The 13,624-nt window shown below is 64.5% G+C and carries 11 protein-coding genes; all 11 read left to right on the top strand.

The window, feature by feature from the left end:
• The first annotated feature begins 408 nt into the window (after positions 1 to 408).
• Positions 409 to 4,515, top strand: a complete 4,107-nt coding sequence (locus tag ACLFKU_RS03300) for a DUF3683 domain-containing protein (protein WP_410848161.1) — start codon at positions 409 to 411, stop codon at positions 4,513 to 4,515.
• Positions 4,516 to 4,548: 33 nt separating this feature from the next.
• Positions 4,549 to 4,977, top strand: coding sequence for an HIT family protein (locus ACLFKU_RS03295; protein WP_368584476.1), 429 nt, complete (start codon positions 4,549 to 4,551; stop codon positions 4,975 to 4,977).
• Positions 4,978 to 5,074: 97 nt separating this feature from the next.
• Positions 5,075 to 5,488 carry a gamma-butyrobetaine hydroxylase-like domain-containing protein gene (locus ACLFKU_RS03290; RefSeq protein ID WP_013088372.1) on the top strand — a complete coding sequence of 138 codons (414 nt, stop codon included), beginning with the start codon at positions 5,075 to 5,077 and terminating at the stop codon, positions 5,486 to 5,488.
• Positions 5,489 to 5,554: 66 nt separating this feature from the next.
• A complete protein-coding gene (gene ubiE, locus ACLFKU_RS03285; protein WP_176122425.1) occupies positions 5,555 to 6,286 on the top strand; it encodes a bifunctional demethylmenaquinone methyltransferase/2-methoxy-6-polyprenyl-1,4-benzoquinol methylase UbiE in 732 nt (243 codons plus the stop codon).
• 38 nt (positions 6,287 to 6,324) lie between these two features.
• Positions 6,325 to 7,329, top strand: coding sequence for a TIM44-like domain-containing protein (locus tag ACLFKU_RS03280; protein ID WP_410848160.1), 1,005 nt, complete (start codon positions 6,325 to 6,327; stop codon positions 7,327 to 7,329).
• A gap of 174 nt (positions 7,330 to 7,503) precedes the next feature.
• Positions 7,504 to 8,148 carry an SCP2 domain-containing protein gene (locus ACLFKU_RS03275; RefSeq protein ID WP_410848159.1) on the top strand — a complete coding sequence of 215 codons (645 nt, stop codon included), beginning with the start codon at positions 7,504 to 7,506 and terminating at the stop codon, positions 8,146 to 8,148.
• A gap of 15 nt (positions 8,149 to 8,163) precedes the next feature.
• Complete coding sequence (ubiB, locus tag ACLFKU_RS03270) at positions 8,164 to 9,741, top strand: ubiquinone biosynthesis regulatory protein kinase UbiB (RefSeq protein WP_410848158.1); 1,578 nt, start codon at positions 8,164 to 8,166, stop codon at positions 9,739 to 9,741.
• Positions 9,742 to 9,837: 96 nt separating this feature from the next.
• Complete coding sequence (locus ACLFKU_RS03265; RefSeq protein ID WP_410848157.1) at positions 9,838 to 10,461, top strand: methyltransferase domain-containing protein; 624 nt, start codon at positions 9,838 to 9,840, stop codon at positions 10,459 to 10,461.
• Positions 10,462 to 10,632: 171 nt separating this feature from the next.
• A complete protein-coding gene (locus ACLFKU_RS03260; protein ID WP_368584480.1) occupies positions 10,633 to 10,965 on the top strand; it encodes an FmdB family zinc ribbon protein in 333 nt (110 codons plus the stop codon).
• A gap of 75 nt (positions 10,966 to 11,040) precedes the next feature.
• A complete protein-coding gene (locus ACLFKU_RS03255) occupies positions 11,041 to 11,697 on the top strand; it encodes a DUF502 domain-containing protein (RefSeq protein ID WP_026228003.1) in 657 nt (218 codons plus the stop codon).
• A gap of 75 nt (positions 11,698 to 11,772) precedes the next feature.
• Positions 11,773 to 13,572, top strand: coding sequence for an aspartate--tRNA ligase (gene aspS, locus ACLFKU_RS03250; RefSeq protein WP_176109570.1), 1,800 nt, complete (start codon positions 11,773 to 11,775; stop codon positions 13,570 to 13,572).
• Positions 13,573 to 13,624 lie beyond the last annotated feature (52 nt).

Genomic DNA, 13,624 nt, shown 5'->3' with positions numbered 1-13,624 from the left:
TTTGCCAAACCGTCCGGCCGGTCAATGGGGTCGCATGCGAAACGCCGCGGGATTCGCCGCCAAATCCCCCGAAGCACCGTCACCGCCCAGGTTCCCGCCGTCAACGCGTGGCGGGATGATGCGGTAGAATTCCATTTTGGAATAAGGATCGGAAGATGCACTGGCAGCCTCGGATCGCCCATTTAATGCCCGTTCCGCGCGAATCCTGCCCCGCGGCGGAGCGGCATGTCCGCCACGCGCGATCGTGTAGCTGTCTCTGAGTGCCGCGAAGCGACCGCCGTGAGTTGGCCGCCGGTCGTTTTCGCTCCCCTGGAAGCCCTAGAAGATTTCAAGCATTGCGCCCCACGCGCATTGTCGGCCGACGCCTCGTGACGAGCGCGCCAGGCCGACCTACCGAGTCGTCCAAACATGAACGCACCTCAAGTTTTCGATCCGCACGGCGCCGCCGCTGCGGTGGCCGCCGATCCCGAAGCGCGTCTGCGCGAAATTCCCTACAACTACACGTCGTTCTCCGACCGCGAAATCGTCATCCGCCTGCTCGGCAACGATGCCTGGGACGCGCTCGCCGAACTGCGCGCCGAACGCCGCACCGGCCGCTCGGCGCGCATGCTGTATGAAGTGCTCGGCGATATCTGGGTCGTGCGCCGCAATCCGTATCTGCAGGATGACCTGCTCGACAATCCGAAGCGCCGCGCGCTGCTGATCGAGGCGCTCAATCACCGCCTCGCCGAAATCGAGAAGCGCCGCCGCGCCGATCTGCGCGAGCACGGCGACGAAGCCGGCGTCGAGCGCGCCGCGCGCGTCGAAAAGCTCGTGCAGGCCGCGCGCCGCGCGATCGACCAATTCGCCAGCGAATTCCAGCAGACCTACGACCTGCGCCGCCGCACCACGCGCGTGCTCGGCAAGGTCACGCAGAAAGACAACATCAAGTTCGACGGCCTGTCGCGCGTCTCGCACGTGACCGACGCGACCGACTGGCGCGTCGAATATCCGTTCGTCGTGCTGACGCCGGACTCCGAGGCCGAAATCGCCGGCATGATCAAGGCCTGCTTCGAACTCGGCCTGACCGTGATTCCGCGCGGCGGCGGCACCGGCTACACGGGCGGCGCGGTGCCGCTCACGCCGTTCTCGGCCGTCATCAACACCGAAAAGCTCGAGCAGCTCGGCCCGGTCGAAATGACCCAGCTGCCGGGCGTCGATCGCAAGGTCGCGACGATTTTCTCGGGCGCGGGCGTCGTCACGCGGCGCGTGACCGAAGCGGCCGAGCAGGCCGGCTTCGTGTTCGCGGTCGACCCGACCTCGCTCGACGCGTCCTGCGTCGGCGGCAACGTCGCGATGAACGCGGGCGGCAAGAAGGCGGTGCTGTGGGGCACGGCGCTCGATAACCTCGCGTGGTGGCGCATGGTCGACCCGGAAGGGAACTGGCTCGAAGTCACGCGTCTCGAGCACAACATGGGCAAGATCCACGACATCGAAGTCGCGCGTTTCGAGCTCAAGTGGTTCGACGGCAACTACGCGCCGGGCGAGAAGCTGCTGCGCACCGAATCGCTCGACATCAAGGGCCGCGTATTTCGCAAGGAAGGCCTCGGCAAGGACGTCACCGACAAATTCCTCGCCGGGCTGCCGGGCGTGCAGAAGGAAGGTTGCGACGGTCTCATCACGTCGGCGCGCTGGGTGCTGCACAAGATGCCCGCGCATACACGCACCGTCTGTCTCGAGTTCTTCGGCCAGGCGCGCGAGGCGATTCCGAGCATCGTCGAAATCAAGGACTACCTGTTCGAAACGTCGCGCCAGGGCGGCGCGATTCTCGCGGGCCTCGAGCATCTCGACGAGCGCTATCTGCGCGCGGTCGGCTATGCGACCAAGAGCAAGCGCAACGCGTTTCCGAAGATGGTGCTGATCGGCGATATTGTCGGTGACGATGCGGATGCGGTCGCGCAGGCTACGTCCGAAGTCGTGCGCATGGCCAACGGCAAGAGCGGCGAAGGTTTCGTCGCGGTGAGCGCCGAAGCCCGCAAGCGCTTCTGGCTCGACCGCAGCCGCACCGCCGCGATCGCGAAGCACACCAACGCGTTCAAGATCAACGAAGACGTCGTGATTCCGCTCGACCGCATGGGCGAGTACACGGACGGCATCGAGCGCATCAACATCGAGCTGTCGCTGAAGAACAAGCTGCAACTGGTCGACGCGCTCGAAGCGTTCTTCAAGGGCGGCAAGCTGCCGCTCGGCAAGAGCGACGACGCGAACGAAATCCCGAGCGCCGAGCTGCTCGAAGACCGCGTGCAGCAGGCGCTCGATCTGCTCGCGCGTGTGCGCACGCGCTGGGAATTCGTGCGCGACAAGCTCGACTTGTCGCTGCGCGAGGCGCAGCACTATCTGGTCGGCCTCGGCTACGAATCGCTCGCCGAGAAGTTCGCCGATCGCGTCGACGCGCAACCGGACGCAGCCGTCTTCCACCTCGCGCAGGACCGCACGATCCGCGTGTCGTGGAAGCAGGAAATCCGCGCCGAATTGCGGCAGATTTTCAACGGCGGCGAGTTCAAGCCGATCCTCGACGAAGCCCAGGCGATCCACAAGCAGGTGCTGCGCGGCCGCGTGTTCGTTGCGCTGCACATGCACGCGGGCGACGGCAACGTGCACACGAACATCCCGGTCAACTCCGACAACTACGAGATGCTGCAGGACGCGCACACCGCGGTCGCGCGCATCATGAAGCTCGCGCGTTCGCTTGACGGCGTGATCTCCGGCGAGCACGGCATCGGGATTACCAAGCTCGAATTCCTGACCGACGACGAGATCGGCGAATTCCGCAAGTACAAGCAGCGTGTCGATCCGCACGGCCGCTTCAACGCGGGCAAGCTGCTCGAAGGCGCGGACCTGCGCAACGCGTACACGCCGAGCTTCGGCCTGATGGGCTACGAGTCGCTGATCATGCAGCAGTCCGATATCGGCGCGATTTCCGAGTCGATCAAGGACTGCCTGCGTTGCGGCAAGTGCAAGCCGGTCTGCGCGACGCACGTGCCGCGCGCGAACCTGCTGTACAGCCCGCGCAACAAGATTCTCGCCACCTCTTTGCTGGTCGAGGCATTCCTGTACGAAGAGCAGACGCGCCGCGGCGTGTCGATCAAGCACTGGGACGAGTTCAACGACGTCGCCGATCACTGCACTGTCTGCCACAAGTGCGTGACGCCGTGCCCGGTGAAGATCGACTTCGGCGACGTGTCGATGAACATGCGCAACCTGTTGCGCAAGATGGGCAAGAAGAAGTTCAACCCGGGCAACGCGGCGGGCATGTTCTTCCTGAACGCGACGAATCCGCAGACCATCAACCTCGCGCGCACCGCGATGATGGGCGTCGGCTACAAGGCGCAACGCCTCGGCAACGAGGTGTTGAAGAAGTTCACGAAGAAGCAGACCGCGCATCCGCCCGCCACGGTCGGCAAGCCGGCGGTCACGCAGCAGGTGATCCACTTCATGAACAAGAAGATGCCGGGCAACCTGCCGAAGAAGACCGCGCGCGCGTTGCTCGATATCGAGGACAACAAGATCGTCCCGATCATCCGCAATCCGAAGACGACCACCGTCGATACGGAAGCGGTGTTCTACTTCCCGGGCTGCGGCTCCGAGCGGCTGTTCTCGCAGGTCGGTCTCGCGACCCAGGCCATGCTGTGGGAGGCGGGCGTGCAGACCGTGCTGCCGCCGGGCTACCTGTGCTGCGGCTATCCGCAGCGCGGCTCGGGCCAGTACGACAAGGCCGAGCAGATCGTCACCGACAACCGCGTGCTGTTCCACCGCGTCGCCAATACGCTGAACTACCTCGACATCAAGACGGTGGTGGTGTCGTGCGGCACGTGCTACGACCAGCTCGCCGGTTACGAATTCGAAAAGATCTTCCCCGGCTGCCGGATCATCGACATCCACGAGTACCTGCTGGAAAAAGGCATCAAGCTCGATGGCGTGAACGGCGTGCGCTACATGTACCACGACCCGTGCCACTCGCCGATCAAGACGATGGACCCGGTCAAGCTCGTCAACCAGCTGATGGGTTCGGAGCAGGACGGCTACAAGATCGAGAAGAACGACCGCTGCTGCGGCGAGTCGGGCACGCTCGCGGTCACGCGTCCCGACATCTCGACCCAGGTGCGCTTCCGCAAGGAAGAGGAAATCCGCAAGGGCGCGGCGAAACTGCGCGGCATCCCGCTCGTTGCCGAAGCGGGCGCGAACGCGATCAATCCGGCCAATGCATCGGCCGGATCCGCCGGTGCGCCGAACGGTTCGGTGCTGAAGGCCGGCGACGGTCCGCAGCCGGGTAACGGCACCGCGGGTTCGACCGACGTCAAGATCCTCACGAGCTGCCCGTCGTGCCTGCAAGGGCTGTCGCGCTACAACGAAGACGCGGGTACCGAGGCCGATTACATCGTGGTCGAGATGGCACGTCACGTGCTCGGCGAAAACTGGATGGCGGACTACGTACAACGGGCGAACAATGGCGGAATCGAGCGCGTGCTGGTTTAATGGCACGACCGACGATATTTGCCGAGGACGACGATGGACTGCGTTTTTTGCCGTGAAGACGGCGGCGATGTGCTATGGCAGGACGACGCGTTGCGAGTCGTCCTCGCCGACGAACACGACTACCCGGGCTTTTGCCGGGTCATCTGGAATGCTCACGTAGCCGAGTTTTCGGATCTTTCCGCCGACGAGCGCGATCACGTGATGAAGGTCGTCTACGCGGTCGAGCGTGCGCAGCGGCGCGTGATGCAGCCGGCGAAGGTCAATCTCGCGAGCCTCGGCAACCAGGTGCCGCACATGCACTGGCACGTGATTCCGCGTTTCTCGAACGACGCGCATTTCCCCCTGCCGATCTGGGCGCCGCGCCAGCGCACGGTGTCCGAAGCGATGCTGTCGTCGCGTCGGGCGCACGCCACGCTGCTGCGCGAAGCCGTGCGGCAGGAAATCGAACAGGCGCTGGGCTGAGCATCGCTGAATCCGCCGCCGCGCACCGCCGGGCGTCGGTCGGTGCGCAGGGCGGCCGATGCGTCGTTATCACCCGCCGTTATCTGATGAGGCCAACATGAGCGGATTGACTCCCGAGACGCCGGTGCCGACCGGCGTGGTCGTGCATTCTAAGTCGCGCGTGCTCGAACTGCAGTACGCGAACGGCGAAGCGTACCGGCTGCCGTTCGAACTGCTGCGCGTGTATTCGCCGTCGGCGGAAGTGCAGGGCCACGGGCCCGGCCAGGAAACGCTGCAGACGGGCAAGCGCGACGTGACGATCACGATGATCGAAGGCGTCGGCAATTACGCGCTGCAGCCGACTTTCTCCGATGGACACTCCACCGGTATCTACTCGTGGGACCTGCTGTACGACATGGCCGTGCGTCAGGATGAACTCTGGCGCGCGTATCTCGCCAAACTGGCAGCGGCCGGCATCGACCGCGACACGCCGATGGTGCCCGCCGCTGCTGCGCACGGGCACTGTCACTGATACGATTCGCTCCCGAACGCCGCTCGAGCGGCGCAACATTCAAGAACACGCGAAAGGACGAGCGCGATGAGCAAAACCCACTTCGGCTTTCAATCGGTCGACGAACAGGACAAGGCGCAGAAAGTGGCGGGGGTGTTCCACTCGGTGGCCGCCAACTACGACCTGATGAACGACCTGATGTCGGGCGGATTGCACCGGGCGTGGAAGGTGTTCACGATCGCCCAGGCGAACGTGCGGCCGGGCTACAAGGTGCTCGACATCGCGGGCGGCACGGGCGATCTGTCGAAAGCGTTCGCCAAACAGGCGGGTGAGACGGGCGAGGTCTGGCATACCGACATCAATGAATCGATGCTGCGCGTCGGCCGCGACCGGCTGCTCGACAAAGGCATCATTACGCCGACGCTGCTTTGCGATGCCGAAAAAATCCCGTTTCCGGATAACTATTTCGACGTTGTGACGGTCGCGTTCGGTTTGCGCAACATGACGCATAAAGACATCGCGCTCGCCGAGATGCGGCGTGTGCTGAAACCGGCCGGGCGGCTGCTCGTGCTCGAGTTCTCGAAGGTATGGGACCCGCTGAAGAAGGTCTACGATCTGTATTCGTTCAAGGTGTTGCCGTGGCTCGGCGAGCGCTTCGCCAAGGACGCGGAAAGCTACCAGTACCTGGCGGAATCGATCCGCATGCATCCTGACCAGGAAACTTTGAAAACTATGATGGAACAAGCTGGTCTCGACGGCGTCAAATATTACAATTTGTCAGCTGGCGTGGTAGCGTTGCATGTGGGGACCAAATACTAGGGTCCTCTAACCCATCGATTTTTAAAGGAAAGTGCGAAATGTCCGATTCGAATTTGTTATCTGCTCGTAAGGTTAAGGGGTCGCTGGCGAGAAGAATCGGACTGATCGCGATGGTCGGTCTGCTGACGGTCGGCACGCTTGCCTCTCTCGACGCCGAAGCACGCCGCATGGGCGGAGGCCGCAGCTTCGGCCGTCAGTCGAACAGTCTGCAGCAGCAGCGCCAGACGCCGCCGCCGTCCCAGCCGGCGCAGAACAATCAGGCCACGCAGCGGAGCGCCCAACCGGCGGCTCCCGCAACCAAGCCCACGCCGCCCGCCGCGCCGAACCGCAATCGCTGGCTCGGCCCGATCGCCGGTCTCGCGGCCGGTCTCGGCATCGCCGCGTTGTTGTCGCATTTCGGGCTCGGCGAGGCGTTCGCCGGCATGTTCGCCAACGTGATCGTGATTGCGTTGATCGCGATGGTCGTGATCTGGCTGATCCGCCGCTTCACCGGTCGCAAGCGCGATGCGGCGCAACCGGCTTACGCGGGCACGGCGCCGTCGCTGAACACCAAAGGCACCGACTATATTCAGGAGCCGCGTTACACCGCGCCGCCGACCGGCTCGTACCTCGAACCGCAAGGCAACCCGTTGACCACGCCATCGCTCGGCGCGACGCCGTCAGTGCCGGCCGGCTTCGATTCCGAAGCGTTTCTGCGTAACGCGAAGGTGTACTTCGTGCGCCTGCAGGCCGCGTGGGACGTCGGCAACATCGATGACATCCGCGAATTCACGACACCGGAAATGTTCGCCGAAGTGCGCGTCGATCTCACCGCGCGCGGCACGCAGCCGAACCAGACCGACGTCGTGCAGTTGAACGCCGAGCTGCTCGGCGTCGAGGAGCGCGCGACCGAATACTTCGCGAGCGTGCGCTTCTCCGGTTTGATCCGCGAGGCGCCGGGCGCGGCGGCCGAGCCGTTCGTCGAAGTCTGGAATCTGACGAAGGCGAACCGCGCCGGCGAAGGCTGGCTGCTTGCCGGCATCCAGCAGGTCGAGCAACACTGACATGCCGAAGCGTCGAGTCGCGTTTGCCTCGCAAAAAGCCGACCACGGCACAGCGATTCCTCGCCTCGCGCATCGCTTAGGCCGTTCGGTATAGCAGGCCGCGAAGCGAACGGACGTTACAATGGGAGCCCGCGCAAGCACCTCGCTCGCGCGGGTTTTTTCTTGCCACCTTCGATGACCCTCGCCGCCAAGCCCTTCGCTGCCGCTGTCAATCACCTGCTCGCCCGCGAATCGTGGGCCCGCGAGCGCCTCGCCCCGTACGCGGGCAAGACCGCACGCCTGTCATGTCCACCGGTGGTGCTTGCACTGTTCGTGCAGCCCGACGGCTATCTCGGCACGCTCGACGAAGCCGATGCGCACCAGTTCGACGTGACGATCTCGGTGCCATCGGACGCACTGCCGGCCTTCCTGCAAGGTGGCCAGGCCGCGGTGATGAAGCACGTGAAGATCGAGGGCGACGCCGAGTTCGCGACCGTGATCGCGAAGCTCGCCGAGCATCTGCGCTGGGAGCCGGAGGAAGATCTCGCGAAGCTGATCGGCGATGGGCCCGCGTGGCGCATTACGTCGCTCGTGCGTTCGGTCGGCGAGCATGTGCAACGCACCGGCCGCAACCTGCTCGACACGGCAGCCGAATATCTGCTCGACGAGAATCCGCAGCTGGTGCGCCGCACCGCGCTCGCGGACTTCAATGTCGAGCTGGCGCGCGCGCGTGATTCGCTCGCTCGCGTCGAAAAGCGCATCGAGCGTCTCGAACAGAAGGTCGAAGCCCGCGGCGCGCAAGCGTCGGGCGGCGCCGCCACGTCGCGCGGCACGCGCTAGTCAACGGGCCCAGCCATGCGTTTTCTGCGTTTTCTCAAGATTTTTTTCACGGTCATCCGCTTCGGCCTCGACGAAATGATGTTGAGCCGCATCAACGATCGGCGCGTGCGTCTGCTGTTGCGTATCACGACGCTCGGTCGTAAGTTCGATGCGCCGCCGGGCGTGCGTCTGCGGCTCGCGCTCGAAAGCCTCGGGCCGATCTTCGTCAAGTTCGGGCAGGTGCTGTCGACCCGCCGCGATCTGCTGCCGGTCGATATCGCCAACGAACTCGCGAAGCTGCAGGACCAGGTGCCGCCGTTCGATTCGGCGGTCGCGATCGCACTCGTCGAGAAGTCGCTCGGCGCGCCGGTCGACGTGTTGTTCGACGATTTCGAGCGGGTGCCGGTCGCGAGCGCGTCGATCGCGCAGGTCCACTTCGCGACGGTGAAGGCCGGCCAGCACGCAGGCAAGGCGGTCGCGGTGAAAGTGCTGCGCCCCAACATGCTGCCGGTGATCGATTCCGACCTTGCGCTGTTGCGCGACATCGCCGTGTGGGCCGAGCGTCTGTGGGCCGATGGCAAACGCCTGAAGCCGCGCGAAGTGGTCGCCGAATTCGACAAGTACCTGCACGACGAACTCGACCTGATGCGCGAGGCCGCCAACGGTAGCCAGCTGCGGCGCAACTTCCAGGGGCTCGACCTGCTGCTCGTGCCCGAGATGTACTGGGAATTCTGCACGCCCACGGTGCTCGTGATGGAGCGCATGGTCGGCGTGCCGATCAGCCAGGTCGATACGTTGCGCGCGGCGGGCGTCGATATCCCCAAGCTCGCGCGCGAGGGCGTCGAGATTTTCTTCACGCAGGTGTTCCGCGACGGCTTTTTCCACGCCGACATGCACCCCGGCAACATCCAGGTGAGCCTCGATCCCGCGCACTTCGGCCGCTATATCGCGCTCGACTTCGGCATCATCGGCGCGCTGTCGGACTTCGATAAAAACTACCTCGCGCAAAACTTCCTCGCGTTCTTCAAGCGCGACTACCATCGCGTCGCGACGCTGCATCTGGAGTCGGGTTGGGTGCCGCCGACCACGCGTGTCGAGGAACTCGAAAGCGCGATCCGCGCGGTCTGCGAACCGTACTTCGATCGCGCGCTGAAGGACATTTCGCTCGGCCAGGTGCTGATGCGCCTGTTCTCGACGTCGCGGCGCTTTAACGTCGAGATCCAGCCGCAGCTCGTGTTGCTGCAAAAGACGATGCTGAACGTGGAAGGCCTCGGCCGTTCGCTCGATCCCGAACTGGATCTCTGGAAGACCGCGAAGCCTTACCTCGAGCGCTGGATGAACGAGCAGATCGGCTTGCGCGGCTGGTATGAACGCCTGAAGATCGAGGCGCCGCAGTGGAGCAAGACGCTGCCGCAGTTGCCGCGCCTCGTTCACAACATGCTGGCCGAACGCCATCATCTGGTGGGCGGCGCGAACGACGACGTGATTCGCCAGATACTGCTTGAGCAGAAGCGCACCAACCGTCTGCTGCAAGGCCTGCTGCTGTTCGGCGTGGCGGTCGGCGTCGGCGCGATGCTGGCACGGGCGTTCCTGGCGCTCGCTTACGGCGGTTGAGCGCGGCTGGCGGCCCATTGGCCGCACTGTGTTTCAGCGGCAGTGTCGGCCGCGGCTGGCGGTGACGACCGGGCGCAAACCTGAACGAGGCATCCGATGAGCGATCCGACCCAACCCCCCATGCCCGATTTCGCGAATCGCGATCCCAACTCGCCGGAGTTCTGGGACGAACGTTTCGAGCGCCATTACACGCCGTGGGACCAGGCGGGCGTGCCGTCCGCGTTTCGCGCGTTTGCCGAACGGCACCGCAACGCCGCCGTGCTGATTCCAGGCTGCGGCAGTGCCCACGAAGCGGTATGGCTCGCCCGTCAGGGCAACCCGGTGCGCGCGATCGACTTCTCGGCCGCCGCCGTCGCGGCGGCCCGCGAGCAACTCGGCACGCAGCACGCATCGCTGGTCGAGCAGGCGGACTTTTTCACCTATGCGCCGCCGTTCACGCCCGGATGGATCTATGAGCGCGCGTTCTTCTGCGCGCTGCCGCCGACGCGCCGCGCCGACTACGCGCAACGTATGGCCGAACTGCTGCCGCCCGGCGGGTTGCTCGCGGGGTACTTTTTTATCGGCGCGACGCCGAAGGGGCCGCCGTTCGGCATCGCACGCGATGAGCTCGATGCGCTGTTCACGCCACATTTCGAGCTGATCGAAGACGAAGCGGTCGACGACTCGATCGCCGTGTTCGCCGGACACGAGCGCTGGCTCACCTGGCGGCGTCGCGGCTAGCCCCACGCGCCGCTCTTGAGAGCTTCGCGGGACGCCCCCATCTTGCGCGGTGGCGGGCGCATCACGCGTCCGCCACCCGAAATCCGGGGAACGGACATCGTTTGCGGCTATAATTCAAGGCTTTGCAAGCGTTTACAAGATTTCAGTAGGGATTTGGAGTAGGAAAGGATCATGCCGATCTACGCTTATCGTTGCGGGTCATGCGGCTTTGGGAAGGACGTGCTCCAGAAGATGAGCGACCCCCAGTTGACGCAGTGCCCCGAGTGCGGGAAAGACACATTTAGCAAGCAACTCACCGCCGCCGGCTTCCAGTTGAAGGGTTCCGGCTGGTACGTGACAGATTTCCGCGGCGGCAGCGGCGGCGCGAGCGCGCCGGCCACGTCGGAAGCGAAGTCCGAGCCGTCCGCGGCCGCAGCCCCGGCTGAACAGGCTGCCCCGGCCGCGCCCGCGGCCCCCGCCGCAGCGGCGGCCGCCGCAAGCCCGAGCGGTTCCGGCAGCGCCTAGTGGGACCGCCGCCCCGCGCGGGCGGCGTATCTACCGCGCATGGGCTTCGGCCCGCGCAGCTTTCTGGCGGTACACATGACGACGAAGAAATTCACGCTCAAATCGGTGTTTCTGACCGGCCTGCTGGTGCTGGTGCCTCTGGCTATCACACTGTGGGTGCTCGGTCTGATCATCGGCACGATGGACCAGACGCTGTTGCTGCTGCCTACCTCGTGGCAGCCGGAACGCGCGATCGGCTATCGCTTGCCGGGCCTCGGCGCGGTGCTCACGCTCGCGTTCATCTTCGTCGTCGGGCTGTTGACGCAGAACTTCATTGGGCAGAAGCTCGTGAAGTGGTGGGAACTGCTGGTCGCGCACATTCCGGTGGTCGGCCCGCTCTACACCAGCGTCAAGCAGGTGTCCGACACGCTGCTGTCGAGCAGCGGCAATGCATTCCGCAAGGCGCTGCTGATCGAGTACCCGCGCCGCGGTTCCTATACGATTGCGTTTCTGACCGGCATCCCGGGCGGCGACGTGGCCAACCACCTGAAGGAAGATTACGTCAGCGTGTACGTGCCGACCACGCCGAACCCGACGTCCGGCTTCTTCCTGATGGTGCCGAAAAGCGAAGTGATCGAGCTCGACATGACCGTCGACGCTGCGCTCAAGTACATCGTCTCGATGGGCGTCGTGGCGCCGTCCGCGCCACCGCCGGCGCCGGTGCGCCGCACCACCGTCGAGCCTCCGCTGTAATGCCGGCGCGCAACGCTTCATGCAGGATCGTCTGCGGCGCGCCGTTCAACCAATGCAAAACGAAAGACAAACATCATGTCGATGAGATCTGAATACTGCGGTCTGGTGACCGAAGAACTGCTGGGCCAATCCGTCTCGCTGTGCGGCTGGGTAAGCCGCCGCCGCGACCATGGCGGCGTCATCTTCATCGACCTGCGCGATCGCGAAGGGCTCGTTCAGGTCGTCTGCGATCCGGATCGCGCGGACATGTTCAAGATCGCCGAAGGCGTGCGCAACGAGTTCTGCGTGCAGGTCAAGGGCGTCGTGCGCGGCCGTCCGGAAGGCACGACCAACGCGTCGCTGAAGAGCGGCAAGATCGAAGTGCTGTGCCACGAGCTGATCGTGCTGAACGCGTCGGTCACGCCGCCGTTCCAGCTCGACGACGACAACCTGTCGGAAACCACGCGTCTCACGCACCGCGTGCTCGACCTGCGCCGTCCGCAGATGCAGCACAACCTGCGTCTGCGCTATCGCGTCGCGATCGAAGTGCGCAAGTACCTCGACGAGCAGGGCTTCATCGACATCGAAACGCCGATGCTGACCAAGAGCACGCCGGAAGGCGCGCGCGACTACCTCGTGCCGTCGCGTACGAACCCGGGCCAGTTCTTCGCACTGCCGCAGTCGCCGCAGCTGTTCAAACAGCTGCTGATGGTCGCGAACTTCGACCGTTACTACCAGATCACCAAGTGCTTCCGCGACGAAGACCTGCGCGCCGACCGTCAGCCGGAATTCACGCAGATCGACTGTGAAACCTCGTTCCTGTCGGAACAGGAAATCCGCGATCTATTCGAGGCGATGATCCGTCACGTGTTCAAGACGACGATCGGCGTTGCGCTCGACGAGAAATTCCCGGTCATGGAATACGCGGAAGCGATGCGCCGCTTCGGTTCGGACAAGCCGGACCTGCGCGTGAAGCTCGAATTCACCGAACTGACCGATGCGATGCGCGACGTCGACTTCAAGGTGTTCAGCACGCCGGCCAACACGAAGGACGGCCGCGTCGCGGCGCTGCGCGTGCCGAAGGGCGGCGAGCTGTCGCGTGGCGACATCGACAGCTATACGGAATTCGTGCGCATCTACGGCGCGAAGGGTCTCGCGTGGATCAAGGTCAACGAAGCGGCGAAGGGCCGTGACGGTCTGCAAAGCCCGATCGTCAAGAACCTGCACGATGAAGCGCTGAAGGCGATCATCGAGCGCACCGGCGCGCAAGACGGCGACATCATCTTCTTCGCGGCGGATCGCGCGAAGGTCGTCAACGACAGCCTCGGCGCCCTGCGCCTGAAGATCGGTCATTCGGAATTCGGCAAGGCCAACGGTCTCGTCGAGTCCGGCTGGAAGCCGCTGTGGGTGGTCGACTTCCCGATGTTCGAATACGACGAGGAAGACAACCGCTACGTCGCCGCGCATCACCCGTTCACGAGCCCGAAGGACGAGCACCTCGAGTACCTCGAAACGGACCCGGCGCGCTGCCTCGCGAAGGCCTACGACATGGTGCTGAACGGCTGGGAAATCGGCGGCGGCTCGGTGCGTATCTATCGTGAGGAAGTGCAGAGCAAGGTGTTCCGCGCGCTGAAGATCAACGCGGAAGAAGCGCAGGCCAAGTTCGGCTTCCTGCTCGACGCGCTGCAATACGGCGCGCCGCCGCACGGCGGTATCGCGTTCGGTCTGGACCGCATCGTCACGATGATGGCCGGCGCCGACTCGATCCGCGACGTGATCGCATTCCCGAAGACGCAACGCGCGCAGGATCTGCTCACGCAGGCGCCGAGCGAAGTCGACGAGCGTCAGCTGCGCGAGCTGCACATCCGTCTGCGTTCGCCGGAACCGAAGGCGTAAACCGTGGCCGCTTGGCGCGGCCGCAAAACAGCCACACGAGCGAAACGAAAAG

Origin of the sequence: Paraburkholderia sp. EG304, assembly GCF_046543485.1 — a bacterium.
In the GTDB taxonomy this organism is placed as follows: domain Bacteria; phylum Pseudomonadota; class Gammaproteobacteria; order Burkholderiales; family Burkholderiaceae; genus Paraburkholderia; species Paraburkholderia youngii.
This window is presented reverse-complemented; position numbering and strand designations above follow the sequence as displayed.

Coding starts and splice junctions, on each gene's coding strand:
- ACLFKU_RS03275 (WP_410848159.1), top strand. CDS start 7,504: ATGACCCTCGCCGCCAAGCCCTTCGCTGCCGCTGTCAATCACCTGCTC.
- ACLFKU_RS03260 (WP_368584480.1), top strand. CDS start 10,633: ATGCCGATCTACGCTTATCGTTGCGGGTCATGCGGCTTTGGGAAGGAC.
- ACLFKU_RS03300 (WP_410848161.1), top strand. CDS start 409: ATGAACGCACCTCAAGTTTTCGATCCGCACGGCGCCGCCGCTGCGGTG.
- ACLFKU_RS03265 (WP_410848157.1), top strand. CDS start 9,838: ATGAGCGATCCGACCCAACCCCCCATGCCCGATTTCGCGAATCGCGAT.
- ACLFKU_RS03295 (WP_368584476.1), top strand. CDS start 4,549: ATGGACTGCGTTTTTTGCCGTGAAGACGGCGGCGATGTGCTATGGCAG.
- aspS (WP_176109570.1), top strand. CDS start 11,773: ATGTCGATGAGATCTGAATACTGCGGTCTGGTGACCGAAGAACTGCTG.
- ACLFKU_RS03280 (WP_410848160.1), top strand. CDS start 6,325: ATGTCCGATTCGAATTTGTTATCTGCTCGTAAGGTTAAGGGGTCGCTG.
- ubiE (WP_176122425.1), top strand. CDS start 5,555: ATGAGCAAAACCCACTTCGGCTTTCAATCGGTCGACGAACAGGACAAG.
- ACLFKU_RS03290 (WP_013088372.1), top strand. CDS start 5,075: ATGAGCGGATTGACTCCCGAGACGCCGGTGCCGACCGGCGTGGTCGTG.
- ACLFKU_RS03255 (WP_026228003.1), top strand. CDS start 11,041: ATGACGACGAAGAAATTCACGCTCAAATCGGTGTTTCTGACCGGCCTG.
- ubiB (WP_410848158.1), top strand. CDS start 8,164: ATGCGTTTTCTGCGTTTTCTCAAGATTTTTTTCACGGTCATCCGCTTC.